At 70.0% G+C, this 20375-nt stretch carries 19 protein-coding genes; 3 read left to right on the forward strand and 16 right to left on the reverse strand.

What is annotated here, in order from left to right; genetic code table 11:
• Positions 1-9 precede the first annotated feature (9 nt).
• From pstA to AC5P1C_RS32075, 9 genes are all read right to left on the reverse strand, one after another.
• The gene (pstA, locus tag AC5P1C_RS32035; RefSeq protein ID WP_493869456.1) at positions 10-1059 is read right to left on the reverse strand and encodes a phosphate ABC transporter permease PstA; all 1050 of its coding nucleotides are present in this window, start codon (positions 1057-1059) and stop codon (positions 10-12) included.
• Positions 1056-2081, reverse strand: a complete 1026-nt coding sequence (gene pstC / locus AC5P1C_RS32040; RefSeq protein ID WP_493869457.1) for a phosphate ABC transporter permease subunit PstC — start codon at positions 2079-2081, stop codon at positions 1056-1058. Before pstC ends, pstA begins: the two co-directional genes overlap by 4 nt.
• A 117-nt stretch (positions 2082-2198) precedes the next feature.
• Complete coding sequence (gene pstS / locus AC5P1C_RS32045) at positions 2199-3326, reverse strand: phosphate ABC transporter substrate-binding protein PstS (RefSeq protein WP_493869458.1); 1128 nt, start codon at positions 3324-3326, stop codon at positions 2199-2201.
• A 220-nt stretch (positions 3327-3546) separates the two neighbouring features.
• A complete protein-coding gene (locus AC5P1C_RS32050) occupies positions 3547-4002 on the reverse strand; it encodes an NUDIX hydrolase (protein WP_493869459.1) in 456 nt (151 codons plus the stop codon).
• The gene (locus tag AC5P1C_RS32055) at positions 3966-5078 is read right to left on the reverse strand and encodes a CHAD domain-containing protein (protein ID WP_493869460.1); all 1113 of its coding nucleotides are present in this window, start codon (positions 5076-5078) and stop codon (positions 3966-3968) included. Before AC5P1C_RS32055 ends, AC5P1C_RS32050 begins: the two co-directional genes overlap by 37 nt.
• The gene (locus AC5P1C_RS32060; protein WP_493869461.1) at positions 5059-7377 is read right to left on the reverse strand and encodes an RNA degradosome polyphosphate kinase; all 2319 of its coding nucleotides are present in this window, start codon (positions 7375-7377) and stop codon (positions 5059-5061) included. Before AC5P1C_RS32060 ends, AC5P1C_RS32055 begins: the two co-directional genes overlap by 20 nt.
• Positions 7378-7513: 136 nt before the next feature.
• Positions 7514-8482, reverse strand: a complete 969-nt coding sequence (locus AC5P1C_RS32065) for an ABC-2 membrane transporter-related protein (RefSeq protein WP_493869462.1) — start codon at positions 8480-8482, stop codon at positions 7514-7516.
• The gene (locus tag AC5P1C_RS32070; protein ID WP_493869463.1) at positions 8479-9381 is read right to left on the reverse strand and encodes an ABC transporter ATP-binding protein; all 903 of its coding nucleotides are present in this window, start codon (positions 9379-9381) and stop codon (positions 8479-8481) included. The genes AC5P1C_RS32065 and AC5P1C_RS32070 overlap by 4 nt, the downstream gene beginning before the upstream one ends.
• Positions 9378-9833: a GntR family transcriptional regulator gene (locus AC5P1C_RS32075; protein ID WP_493869522.1), complete on the reverse strand. Its 456-nt coding sequence runs from the start codon at positions 9831-9833 to the stop codon at positions 9378-9380. The genes AC5P1C_RS32070 and AC5P1C_RS32075 overlap by 4 nt, the downstream gene beginning before the upstream one ends.
• A gap of 144 nt (positions 9834-9977) precedes the next feature.
• Here AC5P1C_RS32075 and AC5P1C_RS32080 point away from each other — a divergent pair, with 144 nt between their 5' ends.
• The gene (locus AC5P1C_RS32080) at positions 9978-10328 is read left to right on the forward strand and encodes an LppU/SCO3897 family protein (protein WP_493869464.1); all 351 of its coding nucleotides are present in this window, start codon (positions 9978-9980) and stop codon (positions 10326-10328) included.
• 90 nt (positions 10329-10418) lie between these two features.
• Here the strand turns inward: AC5P1C_RS32080 and mshD are convergent, their stop codons facing one another.
• Complete coding sequence (gene mshD / locus AC5P1C_RS32085) at positions 10419-11342, reverse strand: mycothiol synthase (RefSeq protein ID WP_493869465.1); 924 nt, start codon at positions 11340-11342, stop codon at positions 10419-10421.
• Between the two features lie 214 nt (positions 11343-11556).
• Between mshD and AC5P1C_RS32090 the strand changes: the two genes are divergently transcribed.
• Both AC5P1C_RS32090 and AC5P1C_RS32095 read left to right on the forward strand, forming a co-directional pair.
• The gene (locus AC5P1C_RS32090; RefSeq protein ID WP_493869466.1) at positions 11557-13368 is read left to right on the forward strand and encodes a bifunctional metallophosphatase/5'-nucleotidase; all 1812 of its coding nucleotides are present in this window, start codon (positions 11557-11559) and stop codon (positions 13366-13368) included.
• Positions 13369-13465: 97 nt separating this feature from the next.
• Positions 13466-14761, forward strand: a complete 1296-nt coding sequence (locus AC5P1C_RS32095) for an LmeA family phospholipid-binding protein (RefSeq protein ID WP_493869467.1) — start codon at positions 13466-13468, stop codon at positions 14759-14761.
• A 39-nt stretch (positions 14762-14800) separates the two neighbouring features.
• Here the strand turns inward: AC5P1C_RS32095 and AC5P1C_RS32100 are convergent, their stop codons facing one another.
• From AC5P1C_RS32100 to AC5P1C_RS32125, 6 genes are all read right to left on the reverse strand, one after another.
• Complete coding sequence (locus AC5P1C_RS32100; protein WP_493869468.1) at positions 14801-16177, reverse strand: sensor histidine kinase; 1377 nt, start codon at positions 16175-16177, stop codon at positions 14801-14803.
• 26 nt (positions 16178-16203) lie between these two features.
• The gene (locus tag AC5P1C_RS32105) at positions 16204-16941 is read right to left on the reverse strand and encodes a response regulator transcription factor (RefSeq protein ID WP_493869469.1); all 738 of its coding nucleotides are present in this window, start codon (positions 16939-16941) and stop codon (positions 16204-16206) included.
• Positions 16942-16986: 45 nt separating this feature from the next.
• A complete protein-coding gene (locus tag AC5P1C_RS32110; protein ID WP_493869470.1) occupies positions 16987-17208 on the reverse strand; it encodes a hypothetical protein in 222 nt (73 codons plus the stop codon).
• Between the two features lie 38 nt (positions 17209-17246).
• Positions 17247-18266 carry a S1C family serine protease gene (locus tag AC5P1C_RS32115; protein ID WP_493869471.1) on the reverse strand — a complete coding sequence of 340 codons (1020 nt, stop codon included), beginning with the start codon at positions 18264-18266 and terminating at the stop codon, positions 17247-17249.
• A 157-nt stretch (positions 18267-18423) separates the two neighbouring features.
• Positions 18424-19446 (reverse strand): LacI family DNA-binding transcriptional regulator, encoded by a 1023-nt coding sequence (locus AC5P1C_RS32120; RefSeq protein ID WP_493869472.1) that lies wholly within the window; start codon positions 19444-19446, stop codon positions 18424-18426.
• A 23-nt stretch (positions 19447-19469) separates the two neighbouring features.
• A complete protein-coding gene (locus AC5P1C_RS32125; RefSeq protein WP_493869473.1) occupies positions 19470-20282 on the reverse strand; it encodes a winged helix-turn-helix transcriptional regulator in 813 nt (270 codons plus the stop codon).
• Between the last annotated feature and the right edge of the window lie 93 nt (positions 20283-20375).

Raw genomic sequence — 20375 nt, forward strand, 5'->3', positions numbered from 1 at the left:
GTGGCCGCGTCAGCGGCCCGTCTTGGGGGCCTTCCAGCGGGCTACGCCGCGGGCCGCCAGGTTGAGGATCATGATGAAGCCGATGAGGGCGAGCGCGGCGGCCCAGGCGCGGTCGTAGCCCGCCTGGTTGCCGGCCCCGTACTGCTGGTAGATGTACAGCGGCAGCGAGGCCTGCGAGCCTTCGAACGGGTTCATGTTGATCATGGGGTTTACCCAGACCAGGAGCAGGACCGGTGCGGTCTCGCCCGCGATACGGGCGACCGCGAGCATGACGCCGGTCGTGATGCCGCCGATCGCGGTGGGCAGGACCACCTTGAGGATGGTCCGCCACTTCGGGATGCCGAGGGCGAGTGACGCCTCCCGCAGCTCGTTCGGGACGAGCTTGAGCATCTCCTCGGTGGAGCGCACGATCACCGGCATCATCAGGATGGCGAGCGCCATGGCGCCGGCCCAGCCGGAGAAGTCGAAGCCCAGGATCAGGATCCAGAAGCTGAGGACGAACAGGCCCGCGACGATCGACGGGATGCCGGTCATGACGTCCACGAAGAACGTGACGACCTTGGAGAGCTTCCCGCGCCCGTACTCGACGAGGTAGATCGCGGTGAGCAGGCCGATCGGCACGGCGATCACGGAGGCCAGGAGCACCTGCTCCAGGGTGCCGATGATCGCGTGGTAGATGCCGCCGCCGGGCTCGTCGTCCGCGACCACGCCCATGGAGTGGGTCAGGAAGTAGCCGTTGAAGACCTTGGTGCCGCGCTCCACGGTCTCGTAGATCAGCGAGGCGAGCGGGACGACGGCCAGCAGGAACATGACCCACACCAGCGAGGTGGCGAGGTGGTCCTTGGCCTGGCGTCCGCCCTCGACGGTGACCGCGAGGACGTACGAGGTGACGAGGAAGAGGATGGCCGCGATCAGGCCCCACTGGATACGACTGTCCAGGCCGGCCCCCGCACCGATGCCGATGGCGGCAGCGGCGGAGCCGAGCGCGACGACGATCGGCGTCCAGCGCGGGAGACGGGCGCCCTGGAGGCTCGTGGGCTTGACGATGGTGGTGGTCATGCGTTGGCCCCCGAGTACTCCTTGCGGCGCGCGATGATCAGGCGGGCCGCGCCGTTGACCAGCAGCGTGATGACGAAGAGGACCAGGCCGGATGCGATGAGCGCGTCACGGCCGTACTCGCTGGCTTCGTTGAACTTGCTGGCGATGTTCTGCGCGAAGGTGCCGCCGCCGGGGTCGAGCACGGACGCGCTGATGAGGAAGGTCGGGGAGAGCACGGTGGCGACGGCGATCGTCTCGCCGAGCGCACGGCCCAGGCCCAGCATCGAGGCGGAGATCACGCCCGAGCGGGCGAAGGGGAGCACCGACATGCGGATGGTCTCCCAGCGCGTGGCGCCGAGCGCGAGCGCGGCCTCCTCGTGCATCTTCGGGACCTGGAGGAAGACCTCACGGCTGACGTTCGTGATGATCGGCAGGATCATGATGGCGAGCAGGATGCCGACCGTCATCAGGGAGCGCGGGGCGCCGCCCTGGTACTCGAAGACGCCGGTCCAGCCCAGGTAGTCGTCGAGCCAGCTGTAGAGGCCGGTCAGGTTGGGCGCGACCACGAGGGCGCCCCAGAGGCCGTAGACGATCGACGGCACGGCCGCCAGAAGGTCGATCACGAAGGCGATGGGGGTGGCCAGGGCACGCGGCGCGTAGTGCGAGATGAACAGCGCGATGCCGATGGCCACGGGGACGGCGATCACGAGGGCGATCACCGAACTCACCACGGTGCCGAAGACCAGGACCGCGATGCCGAAGTACGGCTTGCCTTCGGTGGCGATGCCGGCCGGGTCCCACTCGAAGGTGGTGAGGAAGTTGCCCGTGTTGTCCGAGAGGGCGATGGCCGCTCGGTAGGTCAGGAAGGCCGCGATGGCGGCCATGATCACGAGCAGCGTGATCCCGGAGCCACGAGAGAGGCCGAGGAAGATCCGGTCGCCGGGGCGGGTCGCGCTGCGGCGGGGGCGCTTGGGCGTGATGCCCGAGGGCTGTACGCCGTTGTCGAGGGGTGGGGGTGCTGTCGTACTGCTTGGTATATCCATAAGATTCTCCGGTCTGCGGAGCCAATCACCGCTGTTCCAGCGGGAGTTGCTCCTGGCGGCGGTGCACCGGACGGTGCGGCCGGCCCTGGCTCACGGGGCCGGCCGCACTCGGTTCAGCTAGCTCAGGCCCGCGACGGTCTTGCGGACCTTGGAGATGATCTCGGCCGGGATCGGCGCGTAGTCGTTCTCCTTGAGGACGTTCTGGCCGTCCTCGCTCGCGATGTAGGTCAGGAAGGACTTGGTCGCGGCCAGGGTCTCGGCCTTGTTGCCCTTCTCGCAGAGGACCTCGTACGTCACCAGGGTGATCGGGTAGGCGCCCTCGGCGGTGGGCTTGTAGTTCAGCTCCAGGGCGAGGTCGTTGCCCTTGCCGACGACCTTGGCCTCGGAGATCGCCTTGGAGGCGTTGTCGACGGTGGCCTTCACCGGCTCCTTGGCGTCGGTCTGCAGGTCGACCGTGCTGATGCCGTCCGAGGCGTAGGAGAGCTCGAAGTAAGAGATGGCACCGGGGGTCTGCTTGACCTGGCCCGCGACACCGGAGGAGCCGTTGGCGGACTGGCCGCCCTTGGCCTCCCAGGACTTGCCGGGCTCGTACGACCAGGCGTCGGGAGCGGCGCCCTTGAGGTACTTGGTGAAGTTGTCCGTGGTGCCGGACTCGTCCGAGCGGTGGAACGCCTGGATCTTGGTCTTGGGCAGCTTGGCGTCGGGGTTCAGCTTCGCGATCGCCTTGTCGTCCCACGTCTTGATCTTGTCGTCGAAGATCTTGGCGAGGGTCTCGGCGTCCAGGACGAGGTTGTCCACGCCGGGCACGTTGTAACCGACGGCGATCGGGCCGCCGACCATCGGCAGGTCGATGGCCTGGCTGTCCTTGCAGACCTTCTTCGACGCCGCGATCTCCTCGGGCTTGAGCGCCGAGTCGGAGCCCGCGAACGCGGTCTGGCCCTGCATGAACGCGGTGATGCCGGCGCCGGAACCCGTCGGGTTGTAGTTCAGCTGAACGTCCTTGCAGGCGGTCGAGTAGACCTTGCGCCAGGCGTCGATCGCGTTCTTCTGCGCGGACGAACCGGAGGCCGCGAGCTGGCCCTTGGCGTCATCGCACTTGATGTTGGCGTTGGCGTTGGTCTCCTTGGTGCCGCCGCTGCCGCCGCTCGTGTCGTCGGAGCCGCACGCCGTGAGGGCCAGGGCGCCGGAGACGGCGATGGCGCCGAGGGAGAGGGCGCGGAGCCGGTTCTTGCGCTGAAGCTTCACTTTCGGGTCTTCCTTCCGGGAGCCGCCGGCCCTTTGCTGGCGGCGTGCGAGGTCTTCGTCGTTGCGGGTTCTGCGGTGCTGCGGTGCTGCGGTCCTACGTTGTGTTGTAAGGCTGAAATTAGGCAGGGCAGGTGAAGTGGCCAAAGGGCATGAGTGAACGGAGGGTGAACCTCGGCGGTCGGCCTGGTTAGGCGACGTGCTACGGAACGTAGCGGATTCGTTACGCCGGGTTGAGGACGCCGAGCAGGGCGTCGACAAGGTGCTGGTCGCGGGGTTGCGTGAGGCGGTTGCGGGCCGCGGCCGGCGAGAGCCAGACGATGCGGTCGACCTCGTCGCCCGGCACGAAGCGGCCCTCGGCCACCTCCGCCGCCCAGTAGCTGACCTCTTTGGGGCGGCCCTGGGCCAGATAGCGGACCGTGGGGAGCCGGGCGCCGGGGACGCAGCGGTGGCCGGTCTCCTCCTCGACCTCGCGCAGGGCGCCGGCGAGCGGGTCCTCGGACCGCTTCAGCTTGCCCTTCGGGTGCGACCAGTCGTCGTACTTCGGCCTGTGGACCAGGCATATCTCCAGGCGGCCGTCGTAGGGCGAGTGGCGCCACAGGACACAGCCCGCGGCGCGGACGACATCGCCCGCCGGGCGCGTCACCGGGTGCTCACCGCCTCCGTCTCGCGGAGCCATGCCTGGTGGAAGGCGAACCGGGCGGCTTCCACCTCGTGGCGCTGGTCGGCGTGCAGGACGCCCAGGGCGTAGGCCGTCGCCGGGGCGATGCGGGGGGTGCGGGCGGCCGATGCCGCGGCCGACGCGGCGTCCGCGGCCTCGCGGTGGCGGTCGAGGGCGTGCCCCGCGTCCGCGAGGCGCAGGTCTCCGCCGGGGCTTCCGGTGAGGACTTCCTGGGCGTACCTGTGCAGGCGCAGGAGGGCGCGGGTCTTCAGCCAAGGGGCGTCCTGGGCTTCGGGGGCCTCACCCGCGGCGAGGCCGTGCGTCAGCGCTTCCGCGTTGTACGGGTGGCCTGCCTGGCCCAGGGGGAGCGCGGCGACGGCTTCCGCGAGGTTCTCCTCGGCTTTTGCCGCCAGCGGTTTCAGGTCCTCCACGGCTCGGGTCAGTGGGACTTCGCTGGCCAGTACGGCGACGTTGTCCGCCACCGCGTGGAAGCGGGAGGAGCCGAAGGCCTGGAGGGCGGCTGAGTGGGCCCGCGTGCGGGCGAGGGTGAGCTGCCGTTCCAGCAGCGCTGCTGCCTTGGCCGCGCCTACCGTCAGGCCGCGTGGAGCCCCGCCGCCCTGTTCATCGGCACCCGGCGGTGTGGGCTGTGCCCACCCTCCCCCACTCTCGGCCGCGCTCGAGCGGGGGGACCCCCATCGCCCTGCGGGACGCCTGCCCACAGCGGGGACGTCATGACCCACTGGAGCCGGAACCCCCGGCGTACCCGAAAGGCGGTGCAGTGCGTCCAGCAGCCGTTCCAAGCGGGTCGCGTACGCATGCTCGCGGGCCAACGTGCCTGACAGCCACGCCAGTTCGGGGCGCAGGGCCGACGCCCACTCCTGGTCCAGGAGCGGGCGGAACGTGTGCAGCGTGCCGCCGATGCGGCGCGCCGCGTGGCGCAGGGCTCGGGCCGCCTCCAGGGACTCCTCCGCGCCCTGCGCGTCCGTCGTCGACTCGCGGTGCAGCCGCAGCGAGCGCAGGAACTCCGTGGCCTGGCCCTGCAGATAGGCCGACAGGACGTCGCCTGTCGTCGTCTCATGGTTTAGCTGTGCCACGCCGGCGCCTCCGGGCGTCTATGAGCATCTCCTGTACGTTCCGCAGGGGCTGGCCCTCCGGATCCAGCGCGTGCCGGGTCCAGTTGCCGTCAGCGCCCAGGTGCCAGGAGGCGGTGGTGTCCGACATGCCGGTCTCCAGCAGCCGGCTCAGCGCCGCCCGGTGTGCCGGGTCGGTGACCCTGACCAGTGCCTCGATACGGCGGTCGAGGTTGCGGTGCATCATGTCGGCGCTGCCGATCCACACCTCGGGCTCGCCCGCGTTGCCGAAGGCGAAGACGCGGGAGTGCTCAAGGAAGCGGCCCAGTACGGAACGTACCCGGATCGTCTCCGAGAGCCCGGTCACGCCGGGCCGCACCGCGCAGATCCCGCGCACCCACACGTCCACCGGCACACCCGCCTGCGACGCACGGTAGAGCGCGTCCACGACCGCCTCGTCGACCATCGAGTTGACCTTGATGCGTACGTACGCCGGGCGGCCCGCGCGGTGGTGCTGGATCTCCTTGTCGATGCGTGAAATGAGGCCGTCACGCAGGGACTTGGGGGCCACGAGCAGACGGCGGTAGGTCTCGCGGCGCGAGTAGCCCGAGAGCCGGTTGAAGAGGTCGGACAGGTCCGCGCCCACCTCCTGTTTGGCGGTGAGCAGACCCAGGTCCTCGTAGAGACGGGCCGTCTTGGGGTGGTAGTTGCCGGTGCCCACGTGCGAGTAGCGGACCAGGGTCTCGCCCTCCTGGCGGACGACGAGCGAGAGCTTGCAGTGCGTCTTCAGGCCGACCAGGCCGTAGACGACATGGCAGCCCGCCTCCTCCAGCTTCCGCGCCCACTTGATGTTCGCCTGCTCGTCGAAGCGCGCCTTGATCTCGACCAGGACGAGCACCTGCTTGCCCGACTCGGCGGCGTCGATCAGCGCGTCGACTATGGGGGAGTCGCCCGACGTCCGGTACAGCGTCTGCTTGATCGCGAGGACGTCCGGGTCGGCGGCGGCCTGTTCCAGGAAGGCCTGCACGGACGTGGAGAACGAGTCGTACGGGTGGTGCAGGAGTACGTCGCGTTCGCGAAGGGCGGCGAAGATGTCCGGTGCGGACGCCGACTCCACCTCGGCGAGGTCGCGGTGCGTGCCCGCGATGAACTTCGGGTACTTCAGCTCGGGCCGGTCCAGGGCCGCGATGCCGAACAGCCCGGTCAGGTCGAGCGGGCCAGGCAGCGGATAGACCTCGGCCTCGCTGATCTTCAGCTCGCGCACGAGGAGGTCGAGGACGTTCCTGTCGATGGACTCCTCGACCTCGAGGCGCACCGGCGGCCCGAAGCGGCGCCGCATGAGCTCCTTCTCCAGGGCCTGGAGAAGGTTCTCGGCGTCGTCCTCCTCGACCTCCAGGTCCTCGTTCCGGGTGAGCCGGAACATGTGGTGCTCCTGGATCTCCATGCCCGGGAACAGCTCCGCGAGGTGCGCGGGCGCGGCGATGACGTCCTCGATGGGGACGTACCGCTGGGGCGATGCCTCAAGGAAGCGGGAGAGTAGCGGCGGTACCTTCACGCGCGCAAAGTGAGTGTGGCCGGACACCGGGTTGCGCACGACCACGGCGAGGTTGAGCGAGAGCCCCGAGATGTACGGGAAGGGGTGCGCGGGGTCCACGGCCAGCGGGGTGAGGACGGGGAAGATCTGCTGCCGGAAGAGCGTGAAGAGGCGGGACTGCTCCTTCTCCGTCAGCTCGTTCCAGCGGACCAGGTGGATGCCCTCGTCGGCGAGGCCGGAGGCGACGTCCTCCTGGTAGCAGGCGGCGTGCCGCGCCATGAGTTCGCGGGAGCGGTTCCAGATCAGCTCGAGGACCTCGCGGGGCTGCAGGCCCGAGGCCGAACGGGTGGCGACGCCGGTCGCGATGCGGCGCTTGAGACCGGCCACGCGGACCATGAAGAACTCGTCCAGGTTCGAGGCGAAGATCGCCAGGAAATTAGCCCGTTCGAGTAGTGGCGTGTTCGGGTCCTCGGCCAGCTCAAGAACACGTTCGTTGAAGGCCAGCCAGCTGCGCTCCCGGTCCAGGAAACGGCCCTGCGGAAGCTCCTGGCCGTCGTGTCCTACCTGACCGTCCTCGTCGTACGCGTCGAGATCGGCGTCGATGTCGGGGTCGAGGTCCGACACCGCCGCTGACAGCGTGTGCGGGCGGTGCGCGGCGATGGAGCCGACGGAGGGCTGGGCGTGCTGGACACCTTGCGTGCTGGGCTGGCTCATGGCCCCATTCTTCCGCGCGGGGACACCGATGGGCGCGTCGGAGAGTGCCGGGGTGAGGACGAGCTTCCCGTTCATGGGGGGAGGGTCGGGCACGGCGGGCTGCATTGAGTGAGGGTCGCAAGCCAGTCTGAATCACTGGTTACGGCGACATGACGTGCGGGACATGTACCGGAGGCCCCCGGACGTCTACACGCCCGGGGGCCCTGCGGAATCAGGCGGTCCGGCGCCGCAGCACCCGGAACGCGGCGTACGCGGCCGCCGCGGTGAGGGCCAGGATGATGCCGGTCTCGATGAACTGGACGTACCAGAAGTGGGAATGGGGGTGGACGTCGGCGTACCAGCCGGTGATGCGGGTGTCGGACGGGCAGGGGAAGTCGGCCATCTGCTCGGGGGAGCACTGTCCGGCCACGAACCGTTCACCGGCGGCGTTGTGGACCCCCATGTCCATGATGAGGGAGTCCACGGGGACGTCGTGCATCGTGTAGTCCGAGTCCGTGCCCGAGGCGGGCCCCGAGACCGTGGTCACCGGGAACAGGTGCCAGCGCACACTGCCCAGGGCGAGGAGAACGCCGCCGGTGACGACGCCGGTGACGGACATGGCGAGCAGCGTGCGCCGCAGGAGCAGTCCGGCGAGCGCGCCGACGGCTACGGCGAGCAGGCAGTACGCGATGAGGGCGGGACCGATCGCTTCGTACACGCCGCGGTCGGTCCAGGAGAGGTTCCAGCGGCCCAGGAGGTTCCAGGCGCCGAGCTGGAAGACGGCCATGAGCACGAGCGCGCCGGCCAAGGTCAGTACGGCGGCCGTCGTCAGCTTCGACGCGAGCCAGCGGGCGGGGGAGACCGACTGGGTCCAGGCCAGCTTGTACGCCCCGGACTCCATCTCGCGGCCGATCAACGGGCCCGCGACGAAGGCGCCGACCAGTAGGGGCAGGAGCAGCAGGGCCACGGCCCCCTTTTCCATGGCGCTGGAGAGCAGGTCCATGGCGCTGGCGAACCCGAGGAAGGTGTCTTCGCAGGGGCCGTAGCAGTCGGCGGTCGGCACCGGGTAGGCCGAGGCCGCCCACCGCAGGTAACCCGTCACCACCGCCGCCAGGACGACGAGGCCGCCCGCCGTCCGCAGGGCGGTGCGGTGCAGCCGGACATCCGCCCAGCGCTGACCGCGAAGAAGAGGCGAGCTCATACCGTCACCTCGCGGTCAGCGGCGGGCGCCGTGCTCGGCGTCAGCAGTGTCGGCGCCTCGGGGGAGCGCAGATGGGCCAGCAACAGTTCCTCCAGGGACGGCTCTTCGACGTCCCAGCCGGCGCCGACCGGGCCGTCCGGCCGGATCAGCGCGGACAGGCCGCGGCCGGTGGCGCGGGATTCGACGACGGTGTGCGGGGCCAGGTCCTCGACCGGGTGGCGCCCGGTGACCAGGGCGTGCGCGGAGACGAGGTCGTCGATGCCGCCGCCGAGCCTGACCCGGCCGCCGGAGACCAGGAGCAAGTGGTCGCAGACGTCGGCCAGTTCGCCCACGATGTGCGAGGACATGACCACGGTGGTGCCGTGCTCGGCGGCCTGCGCCATCAGCGTCCCCATCAGCTGGTGGCGGGCGAGCGGGTCGAGGTCGGCCATCGGCTCGTCGAGGAGCAGGAGTTCGGCCCGCTTGCCGAGCGCGATGGCGAGCGCGACGCGGGTGCGCTGACCGCCGGAGAGCGTGCGCACGCGCAGCTTCGGGTCCAACCCTCCTTCGCGTACGACTCGTTCGGCGACGGCGGTGTCCCAGCGCCCGGCGTTCAGCTCGGCGCCGAGCCGCAGGGTGTCGGCGATGCTGAGCTGCGGATAGAGCGGCTTGTCCTGGGCGACGTACGCGATGCGTTCGCGTGCGGCGGCCGGGTCGGTGCCGAGCACGGTGAGCGTGCCGTCGGAGGGCCGCATCAGCCCGGCCGCGAGGGTGAGCAGCGTCGACTTGCCTGCGCCGTTGGGCCCCACGACCGCGCAGATCCGTCCGGCGGGCAGCCGGAAGGAGCAGTCGCGCAGGGCGTGGCCCCGCCGCCCGTAACTCTTGGCGAGCGCGGCCGCCTCTATGGCGGTGTCGGTCATGCGGGGTCCCCCTTGGTCACATGCTGCTCCGAGTGCTCCGAGTGCTCCGAGCGAGATGAGTGCTCTGCGTGCTCTGACTGCGTGAACTGCTCTTCGAGTACGGCGCTGAACAGCGCCGCGACGTCGTCCCTCTCCAGACCGGATGCGCGGGCACGTGCGGCCCACTGGCTCAGCTCGCCGCGCAGCGGGGAGTCGGTGGGCGTGGAGCCCAGCGACTTCCGTACGAAGGTGCCGAGCCCACGGCGGGCCTCGACCAGGCCCTCGCGTTCCAGTTCGCGGTAGGCCTTCAGGACCGTGTTCGGGTTGATGGCCGTCGCCTCGACGACCTCACGGGCCGTGGGCAGCTTGTCGCCCGGTTCCAACAGGCCAAGGCGCAGGGCCTGTTGGGTCTGCTGGACGATCTGGAGGTAGGTGGCGACGCCGCTGCGCCGGTCGATACGGAACTCGACCATGCCCATGCCCTTGCACCACCCTTTCACTAATTGAGTAGTGAAAGCGTGGTGCAAGCGGCCGGTTACGTCAAGGGGCAGGTGATCTTGTAACGTCTGCGGCTCAGCATTTGACGTGAACACGCATGGAAAGTCGGGGGACTTACCTTGTCCAATTCATCCTTCAGCCGCCTGTCACCCGTGATGAAGGCGGTGACCCTGCTCGTCGCCGCGGTCGTCGCGGGGGTCTGGTGGTACAGCAGCAGGGGCAACACCACGGGCCCCGACAGCGAGGCCGCCAAGGCGCCGGCGGTCGCCGAAGTCGGCGACTGCGTACAGAACAAGGGGTCCGACGGCAGCCCCGACATGGAGGTCATCGACTGCTCGAACGCCAAGGCGGAGTACAAGGTGGCGAGCAAGTTCGAGGCCGAGTGCAAGCCGGGGCAGTCCCAGTACCAGGAGACGCGGCGCGGCAGGGTGCAGTTCGAGATGTGTCTGGAGCCGGTGGAGTCGAAGTAGCCGGGCAGTAGCCGGGCAGTAGCCGGGCACGCATGACGAAGGGCGCGGTGTTCCCCAGGGGAACACCGCGCCCTTCGTCATGCGAGGAGCTCAGGACTCCGTCCGGTACATCAGATCCGTCTCGTGCGTGACGAACCCCAGTCGTTCGTAGACGCTCACCGCCGCCTTGTTGTCCGCGTCCACGTACAGCATCGCCGTCGGAAGGCCCGCCCCCGCCAGGTGGTTCAGGCCGATCGTCGTCAGCGCCTTGCCGAGGCCGCCGCCCTGCGCGCCCGAGCGCACCCCGAGGACGTACACCTCACCGAGGCCCTCGTCCGCGTGCACCTTGGTCCAGTGGAAGCCCACAAGATCGCCGTCCTTCTCCGCGAGGAAGAAGCCCGCCGGGTCGAACCACGGCTCGGCCTTGCGGTCGTCCAGGTCGCGCTGGGTGAGGGAGCCCTGCTCGGGGTGGTGGGCGAACGCGTCGGCGTTCACCGCGAGCCAGGCCGCGTCGTCCGCGCCGGGGACGAAGGCGCGTACGGAGACGCCGTCGGGGAGCACCGGATCGGGCAGGTCCAGATCGCCCAACGAGCGGCGCATCTGCCGCAGTTCACGGAAGAGGGTGAGCCCGAGCACCTGCGCGAGGTGCCGCGCGGCCGAGTGTCCGCCGTGCGCCCAGATCCGCAGCCGCCGGCCCGACTCGGCAAGCAGCGCGGTGCCGAGCGCGCGGCCGTGCCCCCGGCCGCGGTGCGCGGGGTGCACGACGAGCTCGGCGGCGGGCGCCTCGATGGGGTCGGTGTCCTCCAGCTGCGCGTACCCCACGAGCTCGTCGCCGACGCCGAGCAGCAGATGCCGCACCCCCGTCCGCGCACCTCCCCGCAGCTGCAGCCGCCCCTGCTCGGACACGGCCTGCTGGCCGTCCGCGCGGGCCGCTTCCGCGACGAGTCCGAGCACGGCGTCGGCCTGGTCGGATGTGAGGGCGGCGACGGTGTCGATCTGCCGCAGGTTGGCGGGAGGCTGCTGCTCGTCAGTCATGGAGTCGAGGGTACGGCGGCGGCCGGTCGAGGAGCAGATCACGGACATACGCGATGCCGCATCGGCCCGCAGTCGCTATGCCCCAAGTGTCCGCAACGCCCCCGACGGCAATCACCTCGTGACCCGTAACCCCCTGTCGCGCTACGCGCGTTGACTTTAGGCTGCGCGGGAGTTTCACACCCTCAGCAGTCCCAGACCTCTCCCAGGGGGAAACGTGCAAGGCACACCTCAGCCACGTCGGCCCAGACGCCGCGCCACCCGTGTGCTCGCCGCCGCGGCCGGTCTCGCCACGCTCGGCGCGCTGGCCGCCGCGCTGCCCGCGAGCGCCGGGCAGGAGCAGGCGGGCGCGGCGGGCAAGAAGCGCACCGTCGACGTGCAGCTGTTGTCCTTCAACGACTTCCACGGCAATCTGCAGCCGCCTGCCGGGTCTTCGGGCCAGGTGACGGAGAAGCAGCCCGACGGGACCGAGAAGAAGATCGACGCGGGCGGTGCCGAGTACCTCGCCACGTCTCTTCGTACGGCCCGCAAGGGCAACCCCTACAGCGTCACGGCCGCGGCCGGTGACCTGATCGGCGCGAGCCCGCTCCTGTCCGGCCTGTTCCACGACGAGCCGACGATCGAGGCGATGAACAAGCTCGACCTGGACGTCACCAGCGTCGGCAACCACGAGTTCGACGAGGGGGCCAAGGAGCTGGCCCGCATGCAGAACGGCGGCTGCCACCCCAAGGACGGCTGCTTCGAGAAGGGCAAGAAGTTCGAGGGGGCCGACTACCCCTACCTCGCGGCCAACGTGACCGACGAGAAGACGGACAAACCCATCCTCAAGCCGTACTGGGTGTGGAAGAACAAGGGCGTCAAGGTCGGCTTCATCGGCGTGACCCTTGAGGGCACGCCGGACATCGTCTCGGCCGACGGCGTCAAGGGGCTCGAGTTCCACGACGAGATCGAGACGGTCAACAAGTACGCCAAGATCCTCGACAAGCAGGGCGTGAAGTCGATCGTCACGCTCATCCACGAGGGCGGTGCCCCCGCGAGCCAGGCGTACAACTACAACTGTGACGCGCCCGGCGCGGGCGACGGCATCTCGGGACCGATCACCGACATCGCCAAGGGCATCACGCCCAAGGTCGACGCCCTGGTCACCGGGCACACCCACTCCGCGTACGTCTGCACCATCCCGGACCCGTCGGGCAAGCCCCGCATGGTCACGTCCGCCTCGTCCTACGGGAAGCTCTACACGGACACGACGCTCACGTACGACCGCAAGACGAAGGACATCGTCCGTACGTCCGTGAAGTCGGCGAACCACGTCGTCAGCCGTGAGCAGGCCAAGGCCAAGGACATGACCTCGCTCATCGAGCGCTGGAACACGCTGGCCGAGCCCGTCGCCAACAAGCCGGTCGGCTTCATCTCCGGCGACATCCCCGGCCGTGGCGCCGGAGTCCCCGAGGCGCCGCTCGGCGACCTGATCGCGGACGCGCAGCTCGCGCACGGCAAGTCGCTGGACCCTCAGACGGATCTGGCGCTGATGAACCCCGGCGGCATCCGCTCCGACCTCGTCTTCAAGGCGAGCGGGAGCGAGGGTGACGGGGTCGTGACGTACGGCGAGGGCTTCACGGTCCAGCCGTTCAGCAACACGGTCAATCTCGTCGACCTCACCGGAGCGCAGTTGATCACCGGGCTGAAGCAGCAGGTGAGCGGGGCGAACGAGGCTTCCCCGAAGATCCTGCAGGTCTCGGACGGCCTCACGTACACGCTCGACATGACGAAGTCCGGCGCCGACCGCGTCGTCACCGACTCGATCAAGCTGGGCGGCAAGGCGATCGATCCGGCCACCACCTATCGTGTGGCGATGAACTCCTTCCTCGCGGGCGGCGGCGACGGCTTCGCCGAGCTCGGCAAGGGCACGAAGCCGCTGGTCGGCAGCGATGACCTGAAGGCGTTCAACGACTACCTGACCGCCAACTCCTCGGCGGACAAGCCGATCGCACCGCCCAAGGCGGACAGGATCACCGTCGTGAAGTGAACGACGCGTTAACAGGAGCGCTCAGAAGCCGGTCCAAATCGGTGGTTACTGGGCGTAAGGCTTGGGGTGGGGTGTGAACGTATGGTGAAATCAGCTGATGCGTTCCCCCCACCGCATAGCCACGCTTCCGCCCGATCACAACCAGGCTCATCCGTCTGATGGTTGGCACGCCGAATCGGTTCCCCCAGAAGCAACCCGCGAGGCGGTAGAGACCACTGCCCCGCTGAATCCGTACGACGAGCTCGGCGCCCTCGCGTCGCCGAACCCGCTGGAGGAGTTCCTCCACGAGTCGGACGACGACGAGGCCGACAGGTCCGACGCCCCGTGGCAGCCCCCGAACCACCGCCGCGGCAGCCGCCGCCGCAACCGGTTCGCCGGGCTCCCGCTCGCCGCGAAGGCCGTCGTCGCGCTCGTCGTCCTGGCCGCCTTCCTCGCGCTCGGTGACCGCTGGGCCCTGCTCTACGCCGAGCACGAGGCCGCGGACAAGCTCAAGGACTCCATGCACCTGAGCGCGGCGCCCGAGGTCGAGATCGAGGGCTTCCCCTTCCTGACCCAGGTCTTCGACCAGCGTGTCGACAAGGTCAAGGTGACCGTCCCGGACGTCGCCGCCGACCGCATCTCGCTCGCCCAGGTCTCCGCCAGCGCCGAGGACGTGACGATCACCGGCGACGGGCCCACCGACATCAAGGGCGCCCTCATCCGCGAGATGAAGGGCGAGGTCCTGCTCTCCTTCGACGACCTGAACCGTGAACTGGGCGCGTCCCAGGTCACGTTCACCGGCCATGGCCACGACCAGGTGCTCGCCCGCGGCACGCTGCCCGTCGCGGGCCACGACCTGAAGCTGCGCGCCGACGCCCGCATCCAGCGCAACGGCGACCGCGGCATCTCCACCGACATCGGCAGGATGAGCCTGCAGATCGGCGACCTGGCGACCTACCGGCCCGGCACCCGCGAGTCCGAGGGCCTGCACCTCAGCAAGGCCTCCACGGACCGCCTCGCCAAGGAGACCGCCAAGGCGAAGGCGCTGCTCTCCGTCCCGTCGATCGTCAAGCGGCTCGGCGTCCCGGACTCGGTGGTCAGCGGCGCGCTGAAGAGCGACACCAAGCTGAACGAGCTCGTGGGCTCCCCGCGCTTCGTGAACGACGTGATGGGCCTCAACCTCATCGACGTCGCGATGGGCCACCCCGAGCTCCTGAAGAAGCTCGGCCTCGACCCGGCGCTCCTCAAGGGCCTCTCCGAGCTCACCCGCCCCGTACTCGCCGACCGCCTCACGCTCGCCTTCCAGCTGCCGAAGCTGCCGGGCGACGGGAACGTGTGGCTGCAGGACGTGAACGTACAGAAGGACGGGATCAGGGTGCGGCTCACGGGGACAGGGCTCTCCATCGGCAAGTAGGACTCCCCCCGGGGGCCTTCGCCCGGTTTTCGCCCGGCCTTACGTGGAGGGGGGCGGGGTCGGGGCCCCCGGCAGGCGGACCGTCGCCACCGTCCCGCCGCCCCCGTCCTCGGCGGGCCGCAGCGCCACATCGCCGCCGGACTGGTGGACGGTCCGGGCCACGATGGACAGGCCGAGGCCCGATCCGGGGAGGCTGCGGGCCGACGGGGAGCGCCAGAACCGGTCGAAGACGTGCGGGAGCTCGTCGGTGGGGATGCCGGGGCCGTGATCGCGGACGGTCAGCGCGCCGCCCTTCAGGGCCACCTCGACGGTGGAGCCCGAAGGCCCGAACTTCACCGCGTTGTCCAGAATGTTCACGACGGCCCGCTCCAGGGCCACGGGCTCCGCGCGTACGTACCAGGGGGCGAGGTCCGCGGTGAACGTCAGCTCGGGCCCGCGCAGCCGCGCCCGCTCCAGAGCGGTCTCCACCACCTCGTGCAGGGCGATGACCTGTACCTTGCCGCCCTGCCCGCTGTCGGTGCGCGACAGCTCCTGCAAGTCACCGATCAGCGCGGCGAGTTCGGTCATCTGCGCCGTCACGGAGGCGAGCAACGCCTTGCGGTCGTCGGGCGGGATGGCCCGGCCGGTCTCCTCGCTGCGGGCGAGCAGCTCGATGTTCGTACGGAGCGAGGTGAGGGGGGTGCGCAGCTCGTGACCGGCGTCCGCGATGAGCTGCTGCTGCAGGTCGCGGGATGACGCGAGGGAGCCGGTCATGGAGTTGAAGGAGCGGGACAGACGGGCGATCTCGTCGTCGCCCTCGACGGGGATGCGGAGGTTCAGATCTTCCGTGCGGGCCACGTGCTCGACGGCCCCGGTGAGCTCGTCGACCGGCCGAAGGCCGGTACGGGCCACCCAGAGGCCGGCGGCGCCCGCGCCGATGACGCCGATCCCCGCCACGGCGGCGAGCAGCAGGGCGAGCTTGTTCAGGGGAGTGTCGATCTCGGAGAGCGGGCGGGACAGGGAGACCGTGATGCCGTTCTGCCGCTGCGTCAGGACGCGCACCGACTCACCGTCGTCGGTCCTGCCGTCGTGCAGGGAGTCCTCCCGCACGCCCTGGGCCACCCCCAGATCGGACTCCTGCACCAGTACGGCCGTGGAGCCGCGTCCCACGCACCGCGTGCCGTCCGCCTCGACGACCTGCACGAAGACCGTCGTGGTGCCGGGCCCCGTCTCGGAGTTGGGCGAGCTGCCCGTGTCACGGCAGGCGGCCATCGTGTCCGCGAGGTAGGGGCCCTGGACGTTGAGGCTCCGCAGCGAGTCGTCCATCTGGTCCCGCAGCTGCGCCCGGGTCAGGAGCCAGCACGACACCGCGACGGCCGCCACCGCCAGTGCCACCGCGCACGTCACCAGCAACGCGAGCCGCGAACGCAACGGCATCGCGCGGTACCGGTGGGAGAGCCTGTTCACTCGGGGCCGCCGGAACCCGGACGCAGCACGTACCCCACACCCCGCACCGTGTGGACGAGACGAGGCTCGCCCCCCGCCTCCGTCTTGCGGCGCAGGTACATCACGTACACGTCGAGGGAGTTGGAGGAGGGCTCGAAGTCGAAGCCCCAGACCGCCTTGAGGATCTGCTCCCGCGTGAGTACCTGGCGCGGATGCGCGAGGAACATCTCGAGCAGGGTGAACTCCGTACGGGTCAGCTCCACCGTGCGTGCCCCGCGGGTCACCTCACGCGTCGCGAGGTCCATCCGCAGGTCGGCGAAGGCGAGCGTGTCACCCTCCTCGGCCTGGCCAGCGGCAGCCGCGTACGAACTGCGGCGCAGGAGCGCCCGGATCCGGGCGAAGAGCTCGTCCAGCTCGAACGGCTTGACCAGATAGTCGTCGGCCCCCGCGTCGAGCCCCGTGACGCGGTCGCCGACCGTGTCACGCGCGGTGAGCATGAGGATGGGCGTCAGGGACCCCGTGGCGCGCAGCCGCCGCGCGGCGGTGAGGCCGTCCATGCGGGGCATCTGGATGTCGAGCACGACGAGGTCGGGGCGGTAGGCCGCGGCCTTCTCCAGCGCGTCGGCGCCGTCGACGGCGACCTCCGTGCCGTACCCCTCGAAGGCGAGACTGCGCTGCAGCGCCTCCCGCACGGCGGGCTCGTCGTCGACGATCAGGATGCGCAGCTGTTCGCGGTCGCCTTCGGCGGGGCTCATCGGCTTGGTACTTCCTCGGGTACGGGGTGGTGGACGGGGCCGGTATCAGCCTCGCACGCGCGCGCGGGGCTTGCGGCGTGCGGCGGGGCGCGAGGGGGTGGTGGTGGCCACCTCCGGGGCGCGGACCGCGGAGGCGCCGTGCAGCTCCCCGGCCACGGAGAGGGGGAGGCCGAGGCCCGCCGGATCGGTGTCCGGGCGGCCCCAGTCGACGGTGACGGCGAGGGCGTGCCGGGCGCGGTTGACGGTGATGGTCGGTCGTCCGGACATGAGGGCCTCCAGGGGGAGTGGCGTGGCGCGGTCGGGGGTCAGTCGGTGGCGCCGGACCGCAGGGTGTCGAGGTCGGCCTTGACCGTGTTGATCGGGATGGCGAAACCGAGGCCGACGCTGCCCGAGCCCGACTGCGCGCCGCTCTGCGAGGACGAACTGGGCGAGTACATCGCGGAGTTGATGCCGATGATGTTGCCGTTCATGTCGATGAGGGCGCCGCCGGAGTTGCCCGGGTTGAGCGAGGCATCGGTCTGCAGGGCCTTGTACGTGGTCTTCGACGACCCGGTGTCGCCGTTGAACTGCTCGCCGCCGTACTCGAACGGCCAGCCACCGCCCTGCTGTTGCCGCTGCTGTCCCTGGTCCTCGTCCGTCGATACGGTGACGTCGCGGTCGAGGGCGGAGATGATGCCGCTGGTGACGGTGCCGGTCAGGCCCTCGGGGGAGCCGATCGCCACGACGTCGTCACCGATCTTGACGTTGTCGGAGTCGCCGAGACTCGCGGGCTTGAGGTCCGATGCGCCCTGGACCTTGATCAGGGCCAGGTCCTTCTTGCTGTCGGTGCCGACGACCTCGGCGTCGTACGACTTGCCGTCGTTCGTCTTCACCTTGACCGACGAGGCGCCGGAGACGACGTGGTTGTTGGTGATGATCTCGCCGTCGTCCGTGATGATCACACCCGACCCGGTGGCCTCGCCCGAGCTGGACTTCGCGCTGATCTCCACGATGCTGGGGCTGACCGCCTCGGCGACGCCGGAGACGGTGCCCTTCTGGCTGGTGGGCACGACGTTCGTGTTGGTGGCGCTGCTCGACGAGCCGTCCTTGCCGGTCAGCTCCTGGAAGGCGTAGGCGGTGCCGCCGCCTACCGCTGCGGCGGCGATGGCGACGGCGGCGAGGAGGGCCAGGGGGCCCCTGGCGCGGCGCCGGTGCTTGGGCGGCTCTTCCGGTGCCGGCGCTTCCGGCGCGAAAGCGGGCGGGGGCGGGTACGCGCCCTGCGTACCGCCCTGATGAACAGGCGCTGACGACTGCTGCTGCTGGGGGTACTCGCCGCTGTTTGTCATGGAATCCAGGCTGCGGGGTGTTCATGAGAGGCAGCTGAGTGCGCCCTGAGAACACCGGTAGAACCTCGTATGCCCGATATAAAGCTGCGGCTGCGAGCTCCCGCGCGGGTGGGCGGGAAAGGTTGCGTCGCCCAGGGGGAAACCGCCGGGAGCGCGGTCAGTTGCAGCCGCAGGACTGGCGGACCACCAGCCGTGAGGGGAACAGCTTCAGGCGTTCCCGGCGGGAGCCCGCCACCCGAAGCCCGTCGTCCAGGACCAGGTCGACCGCGGCGCGAGCCATCGCGGGCCGGTCCGACGCCACCGTCGTCAGGGGCGGGTCCGTCAGACCCGCCTCCTTCACGTCGTCGAAGCCGGCGACGGCAAGCTCACCCGGCACGTCGATCCGCAGCTCCCGCGCAGCCCGGAGAATGCCGATCGCCTGGTCGTCCGTGGAGCAGAAGATCGCCGTCGGCCGATTCGGCCGGGCAAGCAGCTCCAGCGCCATCTGATACGCGTCATAGCGGTTGTACGGAGCCTCGAAGAGCCGCCCCTCCACCGAACGCCCGGCCTCCCGCATGGCCCGCCGCCACCCCTCGACGTGGTCGGAGACGGGGTCACCCACCGTCGGCGTCTCGGCCGTGCCGCCGACGCAGGCCACGTACTCGTGACCGTGCTCGAGGAGGTGCCGGGTGGCGAGCTGGGCGCCGCCCAGGTCGTCCGTCACCACCGCCACGTCGTCGATCGCCTCGGGCCGCTCGTGAAGGAGCACGACCCGCGCGTCCCACGCGTCGATCTCGGCGGCGGCCGAATCGGTCAGGCCGTGGCTGACGAGGATGAGGCCGGAGACCCGCATGCCGAGGAAGGCCCGCAGATAGTGGGCCTCGCGCTCGTCCACGTAGTCCGTGTTGCCGACGAGCACCATTTTTCCGCGCTCGGAGGCCGCCTGCTCCACGGCGTGCGTCATCTCCGCGAAGAACGGCTGCCGCGCGTCCGGCACGATCATGCCTATGAGGTCGGTACGCCGCGACGCCATGGCCTGGGCGACCCGGTCGGGCCGATACCCCAGCTCTTTGATCGCGGCGAGTACACGCTCGCGCGTGGCCGGGGCAACCGGCCTAGGTCCGTTGTTGATGACGTAGCTGACGACGGCGGTGGAAGTACCCGCAAGTCGCGCCACGTCATCCCGAGTCACCTTGGCCACGCGCGGAGTCTACGCGGATGGAACTACCGCTGGGCAGGGCGTACGACAGCTTCCTTCGGCGGGGACGCGGCAGGTGCCGCCTCGCGCGTCGGGATCTCCCTGTGCTCACCCTCGGCCGGCGGCCGCGCCTCCTTCGCCTTCTTTTCGTCGGCCGCACGTTCGACCTTCTCCGGCGTCACGAAGCGATAGCCGACATTCCGGACGGTTCCGATCAGCGACTCGTGCTCGACACCGAGCTTCGCGCGCAGCCGTCGTACGTGGACGTCGACCGTCCGCGTGCCGCCGAAGTAGTCGTAGCCCCAGACCTCCTGGAGCAGCTGGGCCCGCGTGAACACGCGCCCGGGGTGCTGCGCCAGGTACTTGAGCAGCTCGAACTCCTTGAAGGTCAGGTCGAGGACCCGGCCCTTCAGCTTGGCGCTGTACGTCGCCTCGTCCACGGAGAGATCGCCGTTGCGGATCTCCATGGGGGAGTCGTCCGCGGTGATCGACTGGCGGCCCATCGCGAGCCGCAGCCGCGCCTCGACCTCGGCCGGACCCGCGGTGTCGAGCAGTACGTCGTCGATGCCCCAGTCGGCGGTGACGGCCGCGAGGCCGCCCTCCGTGACGACGAGGACGAGCGGACAGCCGGGTCCCGTGGAGCGGAGGAGCTGGCAGAGGCTGCGGACCTGCGGCAGGTCACGGCGGCCGTCGATCAGGATGACGTCGGCACCAGGGGTGTCGACGAGGGCCGGGCCTTCGGCGGGGGCCACCCGCACGTTGTGCAGCAGCAGGCCGAGGGCGGGAAGCACCTCCGTCGACGGCTGAAGGGCATTGGTGAGGAGCAGCAGAGAACTCATCGCCGCCCACCTGCCTGGGTCGTCTTACGGTTGTGCACGGTTCGCTCGCCCATAACGTCGGTTCCTCCTCGGTCCCTGCGAGGACGTTTACGG

Source organism: Streptomyces sp. A18 (genome assembly GCF_059026065.1).